This is a genomic window from Chryseolinea sp. T2, from assembly GCF_037203685.1.
Classification (GTDB): Bacteria; Bacteroidota; Bacteroidia; order Cytophagales; family Cyclobacteriaceae; genus Chryseolinea.
The window spans coordinates 225,658-245,744 of sequence record NZ_JBBCAU010000003.1; the positions used below are offsets into that span (position 1 = coordinate 225,658).

The following is a 20,087-nucleotide window of genomic DNA, read 5'->3' on the forward strand; positions in this document are numbered from 1 at the left end:
TGACTTCATTGTAGTTTCGTGTACCAGATCTTAAGTTTTATCCTATAGTCTCCTCCCGCGCCGAAGTATGCCCGGTTCACAGTAGTGTTCAATTGGCTGGCATCCGGCATGATGAGCAATCCACGATCCGTAGAACCGTCGGTGCTTAACAGTTGCTGTGCGAGCTGCGTTACGACAAACTGATATCCTGTTGACTTATCGAACTCTTCATCGAAGCTGATCGTTGCTGATTGATATGCGTTCGTGTTGTAGTTCGCGTATACACGTTGCAGCGGAAGGTTCCTCTTATCTGTATGATAAAGGGTTAAACTGGAAGGAAGCGGATGCTGATCGTTATAACTATCTTTGACTGGTTCGATCACCAGCAATGCCTGGTTTACCAATAGTACATCTGTGAGTCTTAACAATCGGAAGAGATAAGGAAACGTAACTTTTGTCACAAGGCCGGTGCCCGATTGCACAAATGCCATGTCATCTGTCTTGACGGAGGTGACCTCATCGGCCGCAAGTGACAAAGTATTCAATGAAGTCTGTGACCTGTCGGCCGTAAAGCGAGAGTAGTTAAACAGATTAGTCGTAAAAGTGTAGTCGTGATATTGTTGCGTCAATTGCTCGCCAACATACGTTTTGTAGTAAAGTCTTATCTTGATATTCTCCGTCTTTATTCCAATAACGCTTTCGTCAGTGCCGTCGGTACCCATACAAATTCCCTTGAAGTATTCAGAGAATCGGGAATCTTCAATCAAATCGGGTGAATTCTCCTTCGTTAACCGCAGCCATTCGCGACCCAGGTCATCATTTATCCGGACCATCAGCGAGTCGGAACTGTGAGCACGGATACGAACTTTCTTTGAGCCAATTGGCTGAGCGCTGTAGCGCATAGCACTTCCGTTAAATTTGCTGTTAGCTGTATAGAGTGCCGAATACTGTCCTTCGTTGATCCAGAATTGTGGCATTGAATAAACCTGAAACGGCTGGGTTACACGCCTGACTTCAATGTTGTGGGCGACCGTTGTATCTCCATAGGTATAACCGCTGTAATGGGCGATCAATACGAGTGAATCGAATATCGCATCCGCTGGTGGCGTCCAGGTGTTGCCTGTTCCTATCTGCATATACCCTTCGCCCTGCATTCGACCGAGTTTTGCATCGTTGTAGCCGCCCACAAGCAGGACACCCGTGTTGGATGTAGGAAAAGAATCCAGCAATACAGTAGAGACACGAACCGTAACTGTGTCGACAACAACTACATCATAGTCCGACGAAAAGGTGCTGTTCGACAACCCGAGTGTGTTCGGATCGTTCACACATTCTGCCAGCAGACTGAGACAAACCAGTACAGGGATGAATTGTATCTTTTTCATGATTGACAATTGCCAGGCTGAACGACGACGGTGAGAACCACCTCGTTTCAGCACTGTAGCAAAGTCAGTCTCCATACGTACCCGCATATCCAACGTTTCGAAGCGTGAACTTGGAGATTTCCGGGGGGTGCTGAAAAAAGAGTATATGAAAGCCGACTATGTGTCGACGAGGCAAGAAGGCAACAGGATGTAGAAAAGAGGCTTGGCGACGCACTATCAGGATCGGCCTCTGGTTCGTGCCTTCCATTTCAACGACAGTCGACAAAATTTGATATCTTGGCTACATCAAAAACTACCGTTATGGCTACCAAATGGTTTAACCGGATTGAGTTCTATCTATTGTGTGTGATACCGATTCCCGCACTTCAAATGGTCAATTTGACCTTAGGGTCCGGATTTTTCCTCGCTGGCTTACTACTTTACGTCTTGTGGTACAGGCCTTTTGTACACATCTACCGGCTTAGAAAACTTGGGGTAATTGAGGAAGCTGAAGCCTGGAGGTTCTTTATGCCGTTTTATGCAAACCGCTACATGCGCGAGCTGTGGCTTGGCTGATCACCTCATCAGTCGTCATTTAGTCCTCTAAAAGATGTCTGCGCGAAGCATCGCAAGCATTCAGGAATCGCCATCTTCCGGCTTTTGGTAGATAAGATCAATTTCTTAATATTGCACCCCGCTCGATAAGGGCGGATGCTCGGGGCGTAGCGCAGCCCGGTTAGCGCACCACGTTAGGGACGTGGGGGTCGGATGTTCGAATCATCTCGCCCCGACATAAACCGCTTTGAATGGAAGTTCGGAGCGGTTTTTTTGTTTCTGAACCTGGAAATCATTTAGGCCCGCAACTTGCATCAATCTTCATCGTCCTTTCAAAGTTTCCTTGTCTTTCAATGTCGGGTTCAACACTTCCTTCTATGATTGATCAAGATCTTTTACGGATCGACGTTCAGAGTTTTTGTGAGGCCTACAGCTTCAAAGAGGCCGTGGCCTACGATAAAAAAATTGAACGCGCCCTGACGTACAGCTTCGCTGATAACAGCAGAGAATATAACCTGCTATTTTTCAAGGAGATCTATAAAGGATTCAAAGCAAAGCTGGCCAATCAACTGCTTGTTTGTCACGGCAAAGGCTGCTCAGCCTGCGATTACTATAAGAATTGCATCTCGATTATTTACCAATTTCAGGCTACATTCTAGCCACCTCGCTCACAAATGTAAACGCCTACCAATGCGGTCTGACATAGATAACAGTCGGATGTGATACGGGTTTGACACGGGTTTGATACGGGTCTGATACGGTTCTGACTCCAGTATGCAACGAATGGGACAAGGCTTGAAATCCAACTATTGTGCTAACGCTGATCCGGAATCTATGATAGGACGCTCGGACGCTATACTAGGCGTGCTGATCAATCACCCGTTTGAGATACTCTGCCGGCACCACCCCAGACTGCCTCCATACAACATTCCCTGCCTTGAATAACATCAACGTGGGAACACTCTGCACCTGATAAGCTGCAGCGGCCTGCGGATTGCGGTCGATATCGATCTTCAGGATCTTCACTTCCTCTCCTACTTTCGACTTTAGCTCTTCCAGGATTGGCGCCATCATCTTACACGGACCGCACCATTCCGCAGAGAAATCGACAAATGTTGGCTCGTTTCTCTTGATTAGTTCGCTAAAAGACATCTTGGACATAACCTTGGCTTTTGTTGCTCACAACATATCAAAAAGTCGTCCAACCCTGATAGTGACGCCGTTGGGCAAAGCTTCCGGCGCAACCGCTGGTCCAATTTCGAACGATTGCTTCGGCATTTTTCAAAGAATTACTGTTTCTTAGCGTCAGGCTTTAGCACACAATGACCCCTGACATTATGCGCACAAGTACAGGCAACCCTGTCAATTCAGCACGAACTCATTTTCAAAATAGCATAACCAAAACGTTATGAATTCCGATCTATCGCAATTCCACCAACCGGTTTCAAAACTCTTCCCAAAACTGAAGCGTTCAGACTGGGAACAGTTTGCTCTCGAGCCTGATCAGATTGCCTTCTTTCGTGAAAATGGATACCTCGCCAACATCAGGTTGCTGGACGACGCTCAGGTTACGCAGCTGGCCACCGAACTCGAAGAGATCAAGGATCCCTCACATCCACTGCATCATCTGTTCTACGAATTTCACAGCAACGAATCAAGCAATCCAAACGCTGTCCTCTTTCATTCGCTCGGGCACTGGAGGATTACTGAGGGTTTTCACGATGTTCTGTGGAACCCTGCATTTGTTGTAGTGGCAAGTCAGTTGCTGGGCAATAAGGCAGTGCGGTTCTGGCACGACCAGCTCTTCTCCAAACCTGCTCATCATGGAGGCGTCGTTGCATGGCACCAGGACTACAGCTACTGGACGCGCACAACGCCAATGCAGCACCTTACCTGCTGGATCGGACTGGATGACGCCAACCGTGAAAATGGATGTCTTTGTTATATACCCGGAAGTCACAAATGGGGCCTGCTGGATAAGCCGGAACTTGCAGGTGACATGGATGGCCTGGAGCGCTTTCTCAACAATGACCAAAAGAAACAGTTTGCAAATAAGGTGTTCATCGAAATGAAGAAAGGACACGGATCGTTTCATCATCCCTTGCTTGTACATGGCTCATATGAGAACAAGTCGCCACGTTCCCGTCGTGCGTTTGTGATCAACGTATTTGCCGAAGGAACTGTCAGTGACTCCAATGATACGCTGCTCGAAGGAGTTCCTGCAATCAGTAAAGGAAACAAGATGGAAGGCCAGTTCTTTCCTTTGCTGGGCGACCCGCTGGCCATCTATTGATTTGTTGATCTGGGGCCAGCCTTCGGCTGGACAGGGTTGTTGATTGAAAGGTCGGGGCAAAAATCGTTCAATGCACAAGTTCGTGACCTTGGAAGCATAATGGATTGAGGCATATCGGACGGAACTCTTCCAGCGTAGCCCCAGCCAAGTCCCAGTTTAGCCCCAGTCCTTTCCCAGTCTTCCCCAGCGTGGCCCCAGTCTTTCCCAGACTTTCCCAGTCTCTTTCATTCGCCGTTCAGATTAACCATCCGACCTTAAGCCGCACCTTGCCGGTTACGGCAATAGTCTACTTTTTAGTAAACGCGTTCATCAAAGCATCGGCCTGCTTTGCGTCAACAGATCCTTCGTGAATTACGATCCTGTATTTGAAACTCACTTTCTCGCCTTTCTTCAGCTTAAGATCCAGTTCTTCTTTTCCCTTGCTGAACACTTTTTGTCCCAGGGGGTTAGCAGCAAACAATCCGTAGCCACGTGCGTGCCAGTATGTTGGATAGCCTGGGTTGGAAGGATGATCGATAATAATGATAGCAACATCCTTACCTCCTTCTTTACCTCTCAACAGAGCCCATTCAGATCGCTTACCCCATACGCTATCGCCCTGAATTCCTTCCCGGTTCACGTACAAACCAGTAACCTGGGAGTTGTCCATAGCGGGAACCTTGGTCACCTGGCCATGAGCATCTACGAAACTGCCGGCTTCTTTGGAAGGCATTTCCAACGCCCGCGATACACGTATCGCTAACATTCCGTCCTTCACATCTTTGAACTCTACATCTGTTGCCCCGGTAAGTGTGCTGGTCCTGTCAATGATGAAATCACTGCCCGACACCGAGAATTGAAAATCCGTGACTTCGTTCAGCAACACATTTCCACCGTGGTCAACCCACTGGCTACTCGTTGAAAGACTTGCACGATCGCCTTTGCCTGACGACGACAATACCTTCTGATGACGTATTGAACCATAATGATCAAGTTTCTCTTTTGCGATAGCTGTGCTGTTGTTCCAGAAGTCCAACCCATTCACGCTCTCGTAATTCAACCAGATACCAAGATGATGTGGGTGATCAGTTCGCTCGCCTTCCCTTGGTGCTACGGGATATCCACGGGTGACCGTGATTCCGGAAAGTGTTTTCACCGGATACAACACCGGCTTTTCGGTGGAATCAAAATAACAGTATGCCGTGAGCAACTTTCCGTTGTACAACACGCTTACCTTCTTTTTGGCGTCGTCTGTTTTTAAACTAAAACCCTTCTGGGCCATCGCGCAATGAGTCAGCAAGCCGAAGGCGGCTATGAACATGAGGATTCTCATGAATGTAACTTGTTTAGATAGATTGATGGAAGGCGTTCAAATGGGAGCGAACACAAATTGTACTCGCCCCATTTAAAACCATGACTTAAATGACTGCTAAATATTAAAGACTTTGGATCCGGCCATTACTTCCTGCCGTGATTCATCGAAGGTAACTTTCGTTCCCGTACGCGCCGCTGCATTAGCCATGATACAGGCAATTGCGTGCGAGTAGCCTGCTTCAACAGGAGCATTTGTCTGCTTGCGGCTGCGAACGCATTCCATCCAGTTACGCATATGGTTTGTTGTAAGAGCATCACCGCCAGTATTCGCAGATGTTTCAACCTTCTCCTCTACCTGCTTCAGGCTCATTTCAGGCAGAAGGTTTGCTTCCATGCCCATTGCCTTCGCATGCTTCTCGCTCAGTCCGCCGGTTGGTGAGATCATGTTGGTGTTCAGGTTCATTTCTCCACCGTTGCTGTAATAGAGCTCTTTCGGATCATCAGAACCATTATGCATACGTGAGGAGAATGTAACCTGGAATCCTTTCTTAGCATCGTTCTCAGGTCCATAGTCAAATACGGCAGTTATGGTATCCCAGTTTTCGCGACCATCTTTCCACATATAAATCCCGCCATTCGCCACCACACTGCGAGGATGTTTAAGACCGGTGAACCAATGCACCGTGTCGATCTGGTGACTCATCCATTGACCTGGAAGGCCTGAGGAATAAGGCCAGAACAGACGGAACTCGAGATGCTTGCGAGCGTTAAATGGCTCAAACGGACGATTCATCAGATAGCGTTTCCAGTCTGTATCTTCCTCTTTCAACAGTTCTACATCCTTGGTGCGTCTCCAACGGCCGGGCTGGTTAACGTTCCAGGTCAACTCCACCATAGTAACATCACCAAATTTTCCGCTCTGAACAAAAGACGCAGCGGCCTTATAGTTAGTACCGCTTCGGCGCTGAGAACCGATCTGAACGATCTTGCCAGTCTCCTTCACTGCCTTTAAAGCAGCGCGGTTGTCTTCCATGGTTTCAGCAAAAGGTTTTTCGATATAAGCGTCACATCCGGAACGTACTGCCTCAATGCCGTGCTGAGCATGCTGGAAGTCTGCTGTGCTGATGATTACAGCGTCGACAGACTTCGAAGCGTATAACTCATCGTTATTTCTGTATGCCTTTACTTCATGGCCCATCTTATCTTTGAGCTGAACAAGTGCAGCTTCACGACGCAGTCGCCAGATGTCAGACACTGCTACAATATCAAAGTTATTCTCTTTGTGTAAGGATGAAAATGCGGGCAGCAGAGATCCCCTGAAGCGATCAGAGAAACCAACAACCCCTACGCGCACGCGGTCGTTAGCTCCTATTATCCGGGCATAGCTTTTAGGGCTAAATGCAAAGGTACCGAGGTAGGCACTCGCCGTGGCAGCAGCGGATTTCTTCAGAAAATTACGTCTGGATGTACTCATAACGTTTCAGGTTTAGCGTTTGAAGTTAAGTGATGCCTAATTTCAATACTTTCTCACAAACATCAGCACCCTTTCATCACTATTTAAGGAACAAAATGCGCAGGCCCATTCGCAATGAGTTGCGATGGATAATCTCAATGAACTTACGCGGGGGTCATAAAAAAGAAAATTCCTGAGCAGGGGTGCTCAGGAATCTTGAATCAAACTAGTCTTTATCAACCTGGCTTTTTACCCGAACCCTTCTTTCCTCCCGGCTTGCGCATAAAGCTGCTCTTACCGCGCTTATAATCACGTGATGAATTATTAGGAGCCTTGCCTGTCAACTCCACCCTTACCTGCCGTCCATTGTATTCAATGTCCTTGAATCCATTGAGGATATCGTCGACCTTCTCCTTCTCCGCTTCAAAAAATGAATATGCACCTTTAAGCTCAATCTTTCCGATTGCCTTCCCATCAACTCCTGTGACATCATCAATGAGTTCGAGCAAGTCGCCCTTCTCCATTCCATCCATCTTGCCAAGGTTAATGAAGAACCTTCCTCCAAGACGGTAACGCTCATTCTCATGCTCACCGGGCTTCCGGTCTTCGATGTTCAGGTCAGGCGCGTTGCGATAGTAATCCAGGAAACGGTTAAACTCTATCGATGCAAAGCGCTTGATAAGATCGTTCTTGCTGAGGTCCTGTAACTCCTCGTATACCGCAGGAAGGAAAGTAGCAATTTCGTCTTCATTAACCTTCACCTCGCGGACCTTGTGCATCAGCGCGAGCAACTGACGTTGACATACCTGTTCACCTGTAGGGATGGGCATTTTGGTGAAGGTAGTCTTCAGTGCTTTTTCGATTTGCTTTACCTTACCCAATTCACGCCGGGAGATCATGGCAATGGATATCCCACGCTTTCCCGCACGGGCTGTTCTTCCACTGCGGTGAGTATAAAACTCCATTTCATCAGGTATGTTGAGGTGAATCACGTGCGTGATATCATCAACATCAATGCCCCGTGCAGCTACGTCGGTAGCCACCAGGATCTGAAGGCTTCTGTCTCTGAATTTCATCATCACTCGATCGCGTTGTTGCTGGGTGAGGTCACCATGCAAAGCGTCAGCGTTATATCCATCCTTCATCAGCATCTCGGCAATTCTTTGTGTATCGATGCGGGTGCGGCAGAAGATCAAACCAAAAATCTGAGGGTTGTCGTCGAGAATGCGCTTCAATGCGAGGTACTTGTCCTTCTCATGAACCAGCACATAGTTGTGAGTGATGTTCGCATTACTCGTGTTCTTCTCACCTACCTGCAACTCGAACGGATCGGTCATGTAGTTCTTCATGATCTCCCGCACTTCGCGAGGCATCGTAGCAGAGAACAACCAGGTCTGTTTTGTTTCCGGTGTAAACGACAATATCTTATCCAGCTCGTCCTTGAAGCCCATGTTCAGCATCTCGTCGGCTTCATCGAGGACGACGTAGCGAACGGTGGAAAGATTGATTGCTTTCCGGTCTACCAGGTCGATGAGTCGTCCCGGTGTGGCGACGATGATCTGTGCCCCTTTCTTCACCTTTCGAATCTGCTCACTGATACTTGCTCCGCCATAAACTGCCACAATGTTGAATGCCTTGAACTTCTCTGAAAAATTCTCAAGGTCGTTGGCGATCTGGAGGCCGAGTTCGCGTGTAGGCGCCAACACCAGGGCCTGTGTTTCGCGGATGCTGGCATCAGTCAACTCGAGCAGAGGCAGACCAAAAGCTGCTGTTTTTCCCGTTCCTGTCTGGGCGAGACCTACAAAATCGCGATTACCGCTCAGAAGCACTGGAATGGCCTGTTCCTGAATCGGTGTAGGGGTTTCAAATCCTATCTGGAGTACTGACTGGACAAGCGCCCCGGAGAGACCCAGGGATTCGAAAGATTTCATGTGTTAGTATTTTGTTTAATGCCAGGGCTCTTGCCTGCATATGATAGTGCATTCTGCCACGCAGACGCCGGCCTGAATTGTCATCCTGGTAGGATATTGCAGTGTACGGCGATTTCGTGCTTTTGCGATCAGGGCGCGAAGGTACACCAATAAAATCAAAAAATGTCGCCCGGCGCTGCACAGCTAACCAATCGCTCGTTTATATTTGCGGCCCCTGGGGCATTAGCTCAGCTGGCTAGAGCGTCACGCTGGCAGTGTGAAGGTCATCGGTTCGACTCCGATATGCTCCACGAAAGGCTGCCTGAAATCTATAAAGATCGACGGCAGCTTTTCCTTTTATAACCCATTGCGCTTCGCTCACACGTTGCCAGAACTTTAACATCACGGTTTTCTGTCGAGGTAAGACTCAGTTATCCGCCGGCCCTTTCGTAGCTTAGGGGGCCAAGTTCCCACAAGCTTTAGCCGTAACTACCGTACCATGAAAAGAAACGTATTCTTGTGGTCCGCATGGGCTGCTATCCCCGCAGTTTTTTCTTCTCTTAAAGCTTTCGCTATGCCACGAACAGCAAAAGGTTTTAAAGTAAATGCCGGTGACGCACGTTTTGGTGTTCACTATAAAATGAAGGGTGTAACCCTGAACATTCTCGACATCAAAATATCTGGCAAGGACACCGATGGTGATATCGCTGTGTTCGAGCAAACCGGCCTTACTCCGAATGGCGGACCACCCCTGCACATTCATCCCCAGCAGGACGAATGGTTTTACGTAGTCGAAGGTGAATACCTGTTCCAAGTTGGTGAAGACAAATTTCAACTGAAGGCAGGAGATACCATTTTCCTTCCGCGCAATGTCAAACATGCTTTCCTTCAAAAGACTCAGACGGGCAAGATGGTGGTAACTTATATGCCGGCAGGAAAGATGGAAGAGTTCTTTGTTGTGACCGATCAATGGAGTTCTCCCCCATCAAAGGAAACGATAGAAGCGGCTTTTGCTGATCATGGAATGCAGGTAGTAGGCCCTCCGTTAAGTGCCGGTTAAGGAATCAACCAGTAATTCTATTCCTGTCAATAAAATCACGAAATGACTTTTTGTAGGTCTCACCGATAGGGATCATTGTTGCTCCCACCTGCACGTCGTTCTTGTGAATGACGTCGATGGCATTGAATGCGACAATGAATGAATTATGAACGCGGATAAATTTGTCTGCAGGCAATTCCTCTTCGAGCGCCTTGAGACGTTGAAGAGAAACTATCTTTTGAGTTTTCGTGTGAATAGTAACGTAATCCTTGAGTCCTTCAACGTATTGAATGTCATCGATACGCAATTTGATGAGCTTCGTGCCGTCTTTCACAAAAACAAATGGTTGTGATGCCTCAACGCCCTGCTTATGCGCAACCGGTGCAACGGACGGCCCAGATGGCAATCGCTCTGCGAGTCGCTGCGTTATTTTTTCAACTGCCTTCAGAAAGCGTTCAAACGTAATTGGCTTAAGGAGGTAATCAGCGACATCGAGCTCATAACCTTCGAGTGCATACTCTGAATAGGCTGTAGTGAGAACAATGAGCGGTTTCTTTTGAAGAGCTTTTAAGAGCGAGATACCTGTAAGATCAGGCATCTGCACATCCAGGAACATTACATCGATCTCATTGTTCCTCAAAGCATCCATAACCTGGAGAGGACTGGAAAGAGTGTCGACCAGATTCAATTGTGGCACCTTGCGTACATAATCCGTCAGGAGATTACGCGCGAGCGGTTCATCATCAACGATCAGGCAATTGATTTTCAAGCTAATTCAAGATTCAGTTTAACAGTGTACTTCTCCGGAGTGTCGTTCATCTCAAGCGAATATGCTCCGGGATAGCTTAATTCAAGACGACGGCGCACATTACGCAATCCGATTCCAGACTTTTCAACATTCTCCTTCGATTCATTTCTCTTACTGTTCTCAACTGTGTACACGCAGGTCGTGTCCTTGAGACAGATCGAAATATTGACCCATGACTTCGGATTATTGTTGCTCACGCCATGCTTGAATGCATTCTCCAGAAAAGTTATGAAGATGAGCGGAGTTATCCACACATTCTCCGTGCTTCCGGAAACATTAAATTGAATCGGTACCTGATCATTGAGTCTCAATCGCTCCAGGCTAATATAGTTCAGCATGTATTCAATCTCTTTCTTCAACAACACCTTGGGATGGTTTGAGTCGTAGATCATGTAACGCATCATCTGCGAGAGCTTGGCTATTACCTCTGTTGTGTTTTCCGATTTACTGTAGGCGAGGTAATAAAGATTGTTCAGCGTATTAAAAAGAAAGTGAGGATTGATCTGGGCTTTGAGGAAATTGAGTTCAGCGATAAGCCGTTCATTCTCGACTTCCTTTTTCTTTGCCTCGAGATCGATCCATTCCTGTGCGAAACGCAGCATGGCAACGAAGATCACAATGAACAGATTGACCATGATCACCTGCACGACGAAACGCGTGCTGTAGATCCATTCCTCGCGCCCGCTGAAGCCATCGACGATATATCGATCAAGCGAGATCCTTACGACCATTAGTAAAGCGAAAGGCAAAATGAACTCAGCAATGTATCGCAAGAGGTTCTTGTGCCGTAGAAATCTTGGAAGCAGAAAGAAGAAGTTGAGGTATGCTGCAATCGCCGCAAACGTTATCTGAAGTGATGCGGCTGTAATTACACGCTCCCAATCAAATTCTTTGCCGCGAAATGAGGACAGCTGATAAAGGAAGAACGACAAATAAACACACCAGAAAGAAAGGTGCAGTATGAGGACTCGTCGCTGCTGAAAAAACGATGACATGATTCAACTATACGTTATGAGTGGCCTAAAGGTAATTCGTACGGTCGTATCATTGCGGGTATCAATTGTCTTTTATACCTATAACACTATCGGCTCGACGGATAGCCGGAAACAGAGCATTGTTTGGATCCGTCGAATAGGTGGCCGAGTCATCGAATCAAAGTGCCCGCTGGTATAATAACCATCAATGGTATAGAACAAAACACCTTGTTTTGCAGTATTAATTGTTGGCATCGGCATTGGGCTGTAATGCCGTTATCAGTTTAATCTATTTTTTTCTTCAATCACACATGAAAAAATTATTACCCGCACTGGTCAGCTTATTGTTTATCCAAGTTGCGGTTGCGCAAAATCCTGAGACACAGCAAGTGACGGGACAGAAGGGAAATGCGAAAATCAGCGGCAAGGTAATCGACGTGGATAGCAATCAGCCTGTAGAGTTTGCAACGGTGGCGCTTAATGATCCGACTACGGGAAAACCCGTAAATGGTACAGTCTGCGATGACAAAGGAGAATTCACAATCAACAAAGTAGCTGAAGGTTCATATAATGTACAGGTGTCATTTATAGGCTATGAGACACAAACGATCAACGGCGTAAGTGTCGACAAACACGGTGACGTCAATCTGGGGATCGTCAAGCTTGGTACAGGAACGAAGGTGTTGAAGGAAGTAGTGATTGAAGGACAGAAGGATCTAGTGGAAGAACGCGTAGACCGCACGATATACAACGCAGAAAACGACCAGACCACGAAAGGCGGCGATGCCACCGATGTATTGAAGCGCGTGCCGATGTTGTCAGTCGATATGGATGGCAACGTAACATTGCGCGGCAGTCAGAATATTCTTGTTCTCGTTAACAACAAGCCATCCACGATCATGGCGAGCAGTGTAGCCGATGCGTTGAAGCAGATTCCTGCTGATCAAATCAAAACCGTCGAAGTGATTACTTCTCCATCTGCGAAGTATGATGCAGAAGGATCTGGTGGTATCATCAACATCGTAACAAAGAAGAACACATTGCAGGGTGCTACGCTGAACGTTGACGCCGGCGTGGGCACGAGAGGATCAAACCTCGGGTTGAATGGAAATCTACGCACCGGTAAGATGGGATTCTCACTCGGAGGCTGGGGTCGAAGCATGTACAACATCAACGGCCGATTCGAGAACGCGCAGCTCACCACAGATCCTGCATCTTCGAATCAAACACTTAACCTGCAGCAGGCCGATACCAGGAGCCATGGTCTCTTTGGCAATTACAACCTTGGTTGGGATTACGACATTAACAAGTACAACACGCTTACAGCTTCAGTACGCATAGGTGCACGTAACAACATTTCCTATCAGGATGGCTTGTACACACAAATGCTTACCAACGACGCACTTACCAGCAGCAACCTGCGAAATGTAAAAACCAATGACCTTAACAACTCGGTCGATGCGAGTCTTACCTATACACACCTTTATGAAAAGCCACAGAAGGAATTTAGTCTGATGGCACTGTATAGCAAAAACAATCGTAACAACGACTTCAACAACACAACGCTTGAAGCAAATGGTGTCTCTGCTCCAAGTGGTTACAAGAACCTCAACGATAGTTACAACGACGAGATGACGCTGCAGGCGGACTTTCAAACTCCTATAGGCAAGAATCAAATGCTCGAAATGGGCGCTAAGGACATCATCCGTCATGCGTACAGTGACTATTCTTACTTCAGCGATCCTGAAGGCGATGGTAACTATGTACTTGTTGACAGTGTACGCCTCACAAACAACCTTAACTACAATCAAAACATAGCTTCAGGGTATTTGTCATACACGCTTACGCTTCCTAAAGGATATAGCTTCAAGGCAGGGTCGCGATATGAATACACAACGATCGACGCGTACACCCGCACTGAAGACAACATCGATATTCCGTCTTATGGTGTGCTGGTGCCCAGCGTTAACGTATCCAAGAAGTTGGGCAAAGGTGGCATGATCAAGGCTTCGTACAATCGTCGCATACAGCGTCCGTCTATACGATTCCTGAACCCTAATATTCAGAGCTCCAACCAGATCAATATATCGCAGGGTAATCCTGAGCTTGATCCCGAATACACAAACAACTATGAACTGGGGTACAATACGTTCATCAAAGGAGTTTCGTTGAACCTGACTTCGTTCGTACGGAATACAACCGGTTCTATTCAACAGGTTCGTGTCCCTCTGGAGAACGGAGGCATATTAACAACCTATCAGAATATTGGTACTGAGAATGCATATGGCCTCAGCCTGTTCGCCAACGTAAACCTCGGCAAACTATCATTGAATGGTGGTTCCGACATGTATTACACGGTGCTTGATAACAATATAGGATCGCGCAATGAAGGCTTTGTCATCAGTGGTCGCATGTTCGGTAATTATAACCTGGGCAAAGGGTGGGGAATTCAGGCGTTTGGTTTCGCAAGAGGACGCCAGATACAACTGCAGGGAACCCAGGGTGGCTTTGGCATGTATAGCCTTGGCGTCAGAAAAGAAATCTTTGACAAGAAAGGATCGATTGGTTTTGGCGCTGAGAACTTCCTGACAAGCGAGTTCAGGATTAAGAGCAAGCTCGAAACAGATTACATCCAACAAAACAGCCTTAACGTGATGCGCAACATGAGCTTCCGCGTAACGTTCAGCTTCCGCATTGGTAAGATGAGTGTTGAACAGCGTCCATCACGCAGACGCTCTATCAGCAACGACGACCTGAAAGAAGGCGGCGATGGCGGCGGTGGTGGAATGGAAGGCGGACAAGGTGGTGGTGGCCAGGGTGGTCAGCAACGCGGCGGACAAGGTGGTGGCAACCGTCCGGCCACTGGAACCCAGGGTAGTGGCGCAGCTTCCGGAGCAGCCGCTGCAGGGGCAGCCGCTGCAACATTGCCTGGAGCTGATGCAAATGCAGTCGTGAATGCTGAAGGCACATGGAATTATACAGTGGATTCACCTCAGGGTGGCGGTGGCGATGTGATGATCAAGAAAGACAACGGCACCTATACCGGCATCATTACGAACAAGCGCTTCAACCGCGAGACTCCACTTTCATCAGTATCCGTAAGCGGCAACGAACTTACATTCCAATACACTACAACCGGACAAGGTGGTAATGAGATGGTAGTAAAAGTAAGGTCGATCATCAAGGACAATGAGTTCGCAGGTGAAATGACCGTAGGAAGTTTTGGAACATTCCCGATAAAAGCGACACGTGCTAAGTAAAGGAAGCCGGAATAACTTCTGGCTCCCTGAGCATCTAAGCGTATAGGTAAATGAACTGCTCAAACGGGCAGTTCATTTTTTTTAATAATACGAATTTAGAAAGCGTAGGTAAACGTGTGCCTCCTGCAGGCTATGGCACCTTGTTCTGAATCGCCTCGACCGCCAGTGCCTTGATGTTCTTCACGCGGGAGGGGTCAACCGTCCTCAGCAAATACTCGCTGCCTTCATCTGATCCCATTCCCGCAATAGCTGGATTTTTATAAACCATCTTGCTGGGTTCACTGGCCATCGCAGAGAAATGAATCTCCTGTGCTCCGGTTTTAGAAATTATATCACCGACCGTGTTCTCATTCACACCCGATCCAGGCATGATGGAAATGCGACCGGCGGCCCGTACAATGAGCTCGCGAATAAGATCAACACCAGCAATTGCCTGGGGTTGCTGTCCCGAGGTAAGTATCCGATCGAATCCAACTTCGATACAATCTTCCAATGCCTGAAACGGATCCCGTGTCATATCGAATGCCCGATGACAGGTAATCTTTAAAGGCTTTGCCTTTTGAATGAGTTCAGCACAGCGCTTCTTGTCGATAGTACCATCGGGCAGCAAAATGCCGAATACAATGCCATCAATACTGAGTTTTTGAAACTGCGAGAGATCGCGTTTCATCGAATGGAACTCATAACTGGAATAACAGAAGTCGCCACCCCTGGGGCGAAGCATTGCAAAGACATCGAGGTTCACATGCTGCCTAACAACCTCCACGACACCTGCGGACGGCGTAGTCCCTCCCTCTCCCGGATTGTCACACAATTCTATTCTGTCTGCACCTCCGGCATCTGCCGCGAGCGCGGATGCTATATTATAAACTACAACCTCTGCTTTCATGAAAAGTAATATCCTGAATCGATCAATTTGTTTCCTGATTTATCGTGCACGGCATAGTTAAATCCTTTCTGCAGACAGAACGCTCCGTAGTCGCCGGTCTTATTTACAGCGAGGAATCCAACCTGGATTTCTTTCGCACGCTCGGGATTCTTTTTTGCTATCCGTTCAACTGCTAGTCTACACGCGTCTTTCGGGCTATTCCCCTGCCGCATTAGTTCTACCACCAGGTGGCAGCCCACGATCTTGATGACTTCTTCGCCCATGCCGGTGGCTGCTGCCGCTCCTATTTCATTGTCCACGTACATTCCTGCACCAATAATTGGCGAGTCCCCTACTCTTCCATGCATCTTATAAGCCAGTCCGCTTGTTGTACACGCACCGGATAAATTTCCACTTACATCGAGCGCCACGATACCGATCGTGTCGTGATTTTCGACATTGATGATTGGTTTATACTTTGCCGTCTTCAGCCATTCCTTCCATGCCTGCTCAGACTTTGGCGTGAGTAACTTCTCTTTCTTAAACCCATTGGCAAATGCAAAGCGTTCGGCACCCTCTCCAACCAACATCACGTGAGGCGTCTTTTCCATGACGGCCCTTGCAACAGAGATCGGATGAACGATGCCCTGCACAAATGCCACGGAACCACAGTTACCGTTTTCGTCCATGATGCAGGCATCGAGAGTAACCTTGCCATCACGATCAGGTAGCCCGCCAAGTCCCACGGATGTCTCGTTTGGATCACCCTCCGGTACGCGGGCGCCCGCTTCAACAGCATCCAGTGCCCGGCCGTTTGCGGATAGAACCTTCCACGCTTCCACGTTGGCCGCCAGGCCGAAGTTCCAGGTGGAAATAACGATAGGACTATTGGCCGCGGAATGCGGCATTGAATTCATTGCCGGCAGCATGGCTCCCATGGCCGACATCTTCAGGAAATCGCGACGCGTCTTCATGCGTGGTGTTCTGTTTGTTCAAGGACACATCGAAATCGCCAACCTTGACATTCATCGCTATTGATGAAAGGTGGCGCTCATGGATGTTGTTCCTGCCAAGGTAGCAAATTCCATGAGTGAAACTATCACTCCTTTATCACGCGACGTGCGCCGCGAAAGCGCTTCAGATAGTATTCCGCATAAAGATTGGTCTCCACCACGCCAAGCGAGCTTGACGAGTGAATAAACTTGATATTGTCGCGAGACTTTACGTCTGTTACGAGCCCCACGTGTGTGATGGTGTTCTTACTTTTTCCGGTAGCAAAAAAGACAAGATCACCGGGTTCAAGATCATTCATCTTCCTGATCTCCTTTCCAACTTTGCTTTGTGCTTCGGAGCTTCGGGGCAGTGCTACATCGACAGCCTTAAATGAATTCAACAACAGTCCAGAGCAATCCATGCCCGAACGTGTTGTGCCGCCATATCTGTAAGGCGTACCCAAATAAGTTCTTGCTGTCGAGATTACCTTGTCAACGTCAGTAGACGGAGTTGGCACTGATTCCGCTACATCCTCTGAAGTTCTTACATCAGGTTCAGATTCAACCTTTTCAGGTACGTGCGCAACTGCAGGTTCCTTCTTAGGCGCTGTACGCCTTGCTACGTTCTTGTTCGAAGCACACGAAGCAAAAAAAAGTGTTGCTCCAACGCAGGCGATGAGGGTAACCTTTTGCTTAATATTGTGTTGAAAAAATAGCATACAGCTAAGGTCAGCTTAAAAAATAGTTCTCCAAATATAGCTTATTAATGGCATTCACAGAAGTTACAACGGACATCACTGGTCGATTGTTATCCATCGTTGGCGAATCCAATGCAATACTCGACGAAGAGGGACGTTATCGGTATGGACATGATGAGACGGAGGACCATTCGTTTCTACCCGATGTCGTATTGAAACCAGGCACCGCAGAGGAAGTTAGTGCCATCATGCACCTGTGTAACCAATATTCAATTCCGGTTACGCCACGCGGCGGTGGAACCGGCCTGAGCGGCGGTGCATTACCCGTCCAGAAGGGTGTTGTGATCTCGATGGAGAGATTCAACAGAATATTATCCATCGACGAGCTGAATCTTCAGGCAACAGTTGAACCCGGAGTAATTACAGAAGTATTTCAGATGGCCGTAAAGGAGAAAGGTTTGTTCTATCCGCCTGATCCTGCAAGCCGCGGTTCCTGTTTTATTGGAGGCAACGTCTCAGAAAACAGTGGCGGTCCCAAAGCTGTAAAATATGGTGTGACCCGTGACTATGTCCTTAATCTGGAAGTAGTGCTGCCCAATGGAGATATCATTTGGACAGGAGCCAATGTACTGAAGAATTCGACCGGTTATAATCTCACTCAATTGATGTGCGGCAGCGAAGGAACACTGGGCATTATCACGAAAATCGTATTCAAACTGAGAGGCTACCCGCAGAAGACCGTTTTGCTTTTGATGCCATTCGTGACGAGCGCAGAAGCATGTCGCGCTATAGCGGAGATATTTCGTTCAGGCATTACTCCCTCAGGAATGGAATTCTTTGAAAGGGAAGCTGCCATGAAGACTATCAGCTACGTTGAAAAGATCACGAATGCGCGCGTCACGACTCCGTTTCCGGAAAACATGGATGCGTATCTTCTTTGTGAACTGGATGGAAACGACGACGAAGTTTTGATGCGCGATGCGGAACGCGTTATGAATGTGGTAGAGCAATTCATGGTGGGCGAAGTTCTCTTTGCCGACACCGAAGCGCAGAAGGACGAATTGTGGAAGATACGTCGTAACATAAGTCCTGCCGTGAAAGCATATTCGATCAATCGGGCGGAAGACGTTGTTGTACCGCGCGGAAACCTTCCGGCACTCATCAACGGCATTAAAGAGATCGGTCGGTCTGTTGGCTTCAATTCCGTTTGCTATGGACACCTTGGGGATGGCAATTTGCATGTAGATATACTCAAGGAGAATATCAGCGAGGAGGCCTGGAACACAACGGTAGTAGAAGGAATTGGGGACATATTTAAACTCGCGGTCAGCCTTGGCGGTACTTTGTCCGGAGAACATGGAATCGGTATTGCAAAAAGACCCTATATGCCCATCGCGATGAGAGAAGCTAACCTGGTTTTGATGCGTGGGATTAAGAGCGCGTTCGATCCTAAAGGCATTCTGAATCCCGGAAAGATCTTTTGATTGTATTCTTTTTGATTCCTTATCACCGAAAATTCCCGTAACATCGGAATCGATTCCATACGATCCGATGCCCTCTTCAAAACGAATTATTGTTGTTGGTAGCTCGAATACCGACATGGTTATTAAGACTGAGTCCTTTCCCAAACCTGGCGAGACCCTCATGGGTGGAGAATTCTTTCTATTTCCCGGAGGAAAGGGCGCAAATCAGGCAGTTGCTGCAGCACGGCTCGAAGGGCAGGTAACATTGATTGCGAAAATAGGAAAGGACCTGTTTGGCGAAAAAGCTCGTGCCCAGTTTAGCAACGAAGGAATCGTAACCGACTACATACACGTCGACGAGAAGCATCCGTCTGGAGTTGCATTGATCACCGTCGATGGAAAAGGTGAAAATACAATTGTTGTGGCCGCAGGCTCCAACGGCACGCTCTCCCCTGCGGATGTGAAAAAAGGGGCTGCGCTGTTCAGCACTGACACCCTTGTGCTCATGCAGCTGGAGATACCACTCGAAACAGTCACTTACACTGCGGAACTCGCGAAAAGCAGGGGCGCAACGGTCATCCTCAATCCTGCTCCAGCCCGGACGTTGCCAGGCGACCTGTTATCAAATGTCAGCATCATTACACCAAACCGTACCGAGGCAGAAACACTATCGGGTATCAGAGTACACGACACACCTTCTGCTACAGAGGCTGCGAAATGGTTTCAGAAAAAAGGCATTGCCACGGTCATCATTACACTTGGTAAGCAGGGCGCATTTGTATCCGACAACAACGGCAGCCGGATGATTGACGCTCCGGAAGTCCAGGCCGTGGATTCAACTGCGGCAGGCGACATATTTAATGGTGCATTAGCCGTCGCCTTATCAGAGGGCAGCACGATCGATGATGCTGTAAGGCTCGCGAACCGGGCGGCAGCTTTGTCAGTAACACGAATGGGCGCACAGTCATCTGCGCCTTATAAACATGAGCTTGCATAACGCGAGCTTACATAACATGAGCTTACACAATAGCAATAAGCACTAATAATCAACAGGTAACTATCAAATCATATGGCCACGATTCCCACAGTTAACAACAATCTCCTGGAACTTAACGGCAGACTTACACGCACAGTTAGC

17 protein-coding genes and 2 tRNA genes are annotated in these 20,087 nt (G+C 47.9%); 9 read left to right on the top strand and 10 right to left on the bottom strand.

Annotated elements, in window-relative coordinates:
• Positions 1–5 precede the first annotated feature (5 nt).
• A complete protein-coding gene (locus tag WBG78_RS10745; protein ID WP_337326426.1) occupies positions 6–1,364 on the bottom strand; it encodes a DUF4270 family protein in 1,359 nt (452 codons plus the stop codon).
• 276 nt (positions 1,365–1,640) lie between these two features.
• Between WBG78_RS10745 and WBG78_RS10750 the strand changes: the two genes are divergently transcribed.
• The 3 genes from WBG78_RS10750 (at position 1,641) to WBG78_RS10760 (ending at position 2,557) form a co-directional block, all read left to right on the top strand.
• Positions 1,641–1,919 (top strand): hypothetical protein, encoded by a 279-nt coding sequence (locus tag WBG78_RS10750; protein WP_337326427.1) that lies wholly within the window; start codon positions 1,641–1,643, stop codon positions 1,917–1,919.
• Between the two features lie 140 nt (positions 1,920–2,059).
• Positions 2,060–2,134 (top strand) — tRNA-Pro (locus WBG78_RS10755).
• Positions 2,135–2,275: 141 nt separating this feature from the next.
• Entirely contained in the window at positions 2,276–2,557 is a 282-nt protein-coding gene (locus WBG78_RS10760; RefSeq protein ID WP_337326428.1) for a hypothetical protein, read from the top strand.
• Between the two features lie 199 nt (positions 2,558–2,756).
• Here the strand turns inward: WBG78_RS10760 and trxA are convergent, their stop codons facing one another.
• On the bottom strand, positions 2,757–3,059 hold the full coding sequence (gene trxA, locus WBG78_RS10765; RefSeq protein WP_337326429.1) for a thioredoxin: 303 nt from the start codon (positions 3,057–3,059) through the stop codon (positions 2,757–2,759).
• Between the two features lie 247 nt (positions 3,060–3,306).
• Here trxA and WBG78_RS10770 point away from each other — a divergent pair, with 247 nt between their 5' ends.
• Complete coding sequence (locus WBG78_RS10770) at positions 3,307–4,191, top strand: phytanoyl-CoA dioxygenase family protein (protein WP_337326430.1); 885 nt, start codon at positions 3,307–3,309, stop codon at positions 4,189–4,191.
• Positions 4,192–4,477: 286 nt separating this feature from the next.
• Here the strand turns inward: WBG78_RS10770 and WBG78_RS10775 are convergent, their stop codons facing one another.
• The 3 genes from WBG78_RS10775 to WBG78_RS10785 form a co-directional block, all read right to left on the bottom strand.
• Positions 4,478–5,503 (bottom strand): PmoA family protein, encoded by a 1,026-nt coding sequence (locus WBG78_RS10775; RefSeq protein ID WP_337326431.1) that lies wholly within the window; start codon positions 5,501–5,503, stop codon positions 4,478–4,480.
• A 96-nt stretch (positions 5,504–5,599) separates the two neighbouring features.
• Positions 5,600–6,958, bottom strand: coding sequence for a Gfo/Idh/MocA family protein (locus WBG78_RS10780; protein WP_337326432.1), 1,359 nt, complete (start codon positions 6,956–6,958; stop codon positions 5,600–5,602).
• A 215-nt stretch (positions 6,959–7,173) separates the two neighbouring features.
• A complete protein-coding gene (locus WBG78_RS10785; protein ID WP_337326433.1) occupies positions 7,174–8,868 on the bottom strand; it encodes a DEAD/DEAH box helicase in 1,695 nt (564 codons plus the stop codon).
• A 216-nt stretch (positions 8,869–9,084) separates the two neighbouring features.
• On the opposite strand from WBG78_RS10785, the gene WBG78_RS10790 reads away from it, so the two are divergent.
• Positions 9,085–9,158: transfer RNA gene (locus tag WBG78_RS10790), tRNA-Ala, on the top strand.
• A gap of 188 nt (positions 9,159–9,346) precedes the next feature.
• Positions 9,347–9,907 (top strand): cupin domain-containing protein, encoded by a 561-nt coding sequence (locus WBG78_RS10795; RefSeq protein WP_337326434.1) that lies wholly within the window; start codon positions 9,347–9,349, stop codon positions 9,905–9,907.
• 4 nt (positions 9,908–9,911) lie between these two features.
• Here WBG78_RS10795 and WBG78_RS10800 read toward each other — a convergent pair whose 3' ends face one another.
• Positions 9,912–10,655 carry a LytR/AlgR family response regulator transcription factor gene (locus WBG78_RS10800; protein WP_337326435.1) on the bottom strand — a complete coding sequence of 248 codons (744 nt, stop codon included), beginning with the start codon at positions 10,653–10,655 and terminating at the stop codon, positions 9,912–9,914.
• Positions 10,652–11,689 (bottom strand): sensor histidine kinase, encoded by a 1,038-nt coding sequence (locus WBG78_RS10805; RefSeq protein WP_337326436.1) that lies wholly within the window; start codon positions 11,687–11,689, stop codon positions 10,652–10,654. The genes WBG78_RS10800 and WBG78_RS10805 overlap by 4 nt, the downstream gene beginning before the upstream one ends.
• Positions 11,690–11,979: 290 nt before the next feature.
• Between WBG78_RS10805 and WBG78_RS10810 the strand changes: the two genes are divergently transcribed.
• Positions 11,980–14,928 (top strand): TonB-dependent receptor domain-containing protein, encoded by a 2,949-nt coding sequence (locus tag WBG78_RS10810; protein WP_337326437.1) that lies wholly within the window; start codon positions 11,980–11,982, stop codon positions 14,926–14,928.
• A 130-nt stretch (positions 14,929–15,058) separates the two neighbouring features.
• On the opposite strand, the gene WBG78_RS10815 is transcribed toward WBG78_RS10810, so the two are convergent.
• From WBG78_RS10815 to WBG78_RS10825, 3 genes are all read right to left on the bottom strand, one after another.
• Positions 15,059–15,817 (bottom strand): copper homeostasis protein CutC, encoded by a 759-nt coding sequence (locus WBG78_RS10815; RefSeq protein WP_337326438.1) that lies wholly within the window; start codon positions 15,815–15,817, stop codon positions 15,059–15,061.
• The gene (locus WBG78_RS10820) at positions 15,814–16,770 is read right to left on the bottom strand and encodes an isoaspartyl peptidase/L-asparaginase family protein (RefSeq protein ID WP_337326439.1); all 957 of its coding nucleotides are present in this window, start codon (positions 16,768–16,770) and stop codon (positions 15,814–15,816) included. The genes WBG78_RS10815 and WBG78_RS10820 overlap by 4 nt, the downstream gene beginning before the upstream one ends.
• 125 nt (positions 16,771–16,895) lie before the next feature.
• Positions 16,896–17,507: a C40 family peptidase gene (locus WBG78_RS10825; protein WP_337326440.1), complete on the bottom strand. Its 612-nt coding sequence runs from the start codon at positions 17,505–17,507 to the stop codon at positions 16,896–16,898.
• A 47-nt stretch (positions 17,508–17,554) separates the two neighbouring features.
• On the opposite strand from WBG78_RS10825, the gene WBG78_RS10830 reads away from it, so the two are divergent.
• Together WBG78_RS10830 and rbsK are read left to right on the top strand one after the other, a co-directional pair.
• Positions 17,555–18,970 (top strand): FAD-binding oxidoreductase, encoded by a 1,416-nt coding sequence (locus WBG78_RS10830; protein ID WP_337326441.1) that lies wholly within the window; start codon positions 17,555–17,557, stop codon positions 18,968–18,970.
• Between the two features lie 67 nt (positions 18,971–19,037).
• The gene (gene rbsK / locus WBG78_RS10835; RefSeq protein ID WP_337326442.1) at positions 19,038–19,946 is read left to right on the top strand and encodes a ribokinase; all 909 of its coding nucleotides are present in this window, start codon (positions 19,038–19,040) and stop codon (positions 19,944–19,946) included.
• Positions 19,947–20,087: the final 141 nt, after the last annotated feature.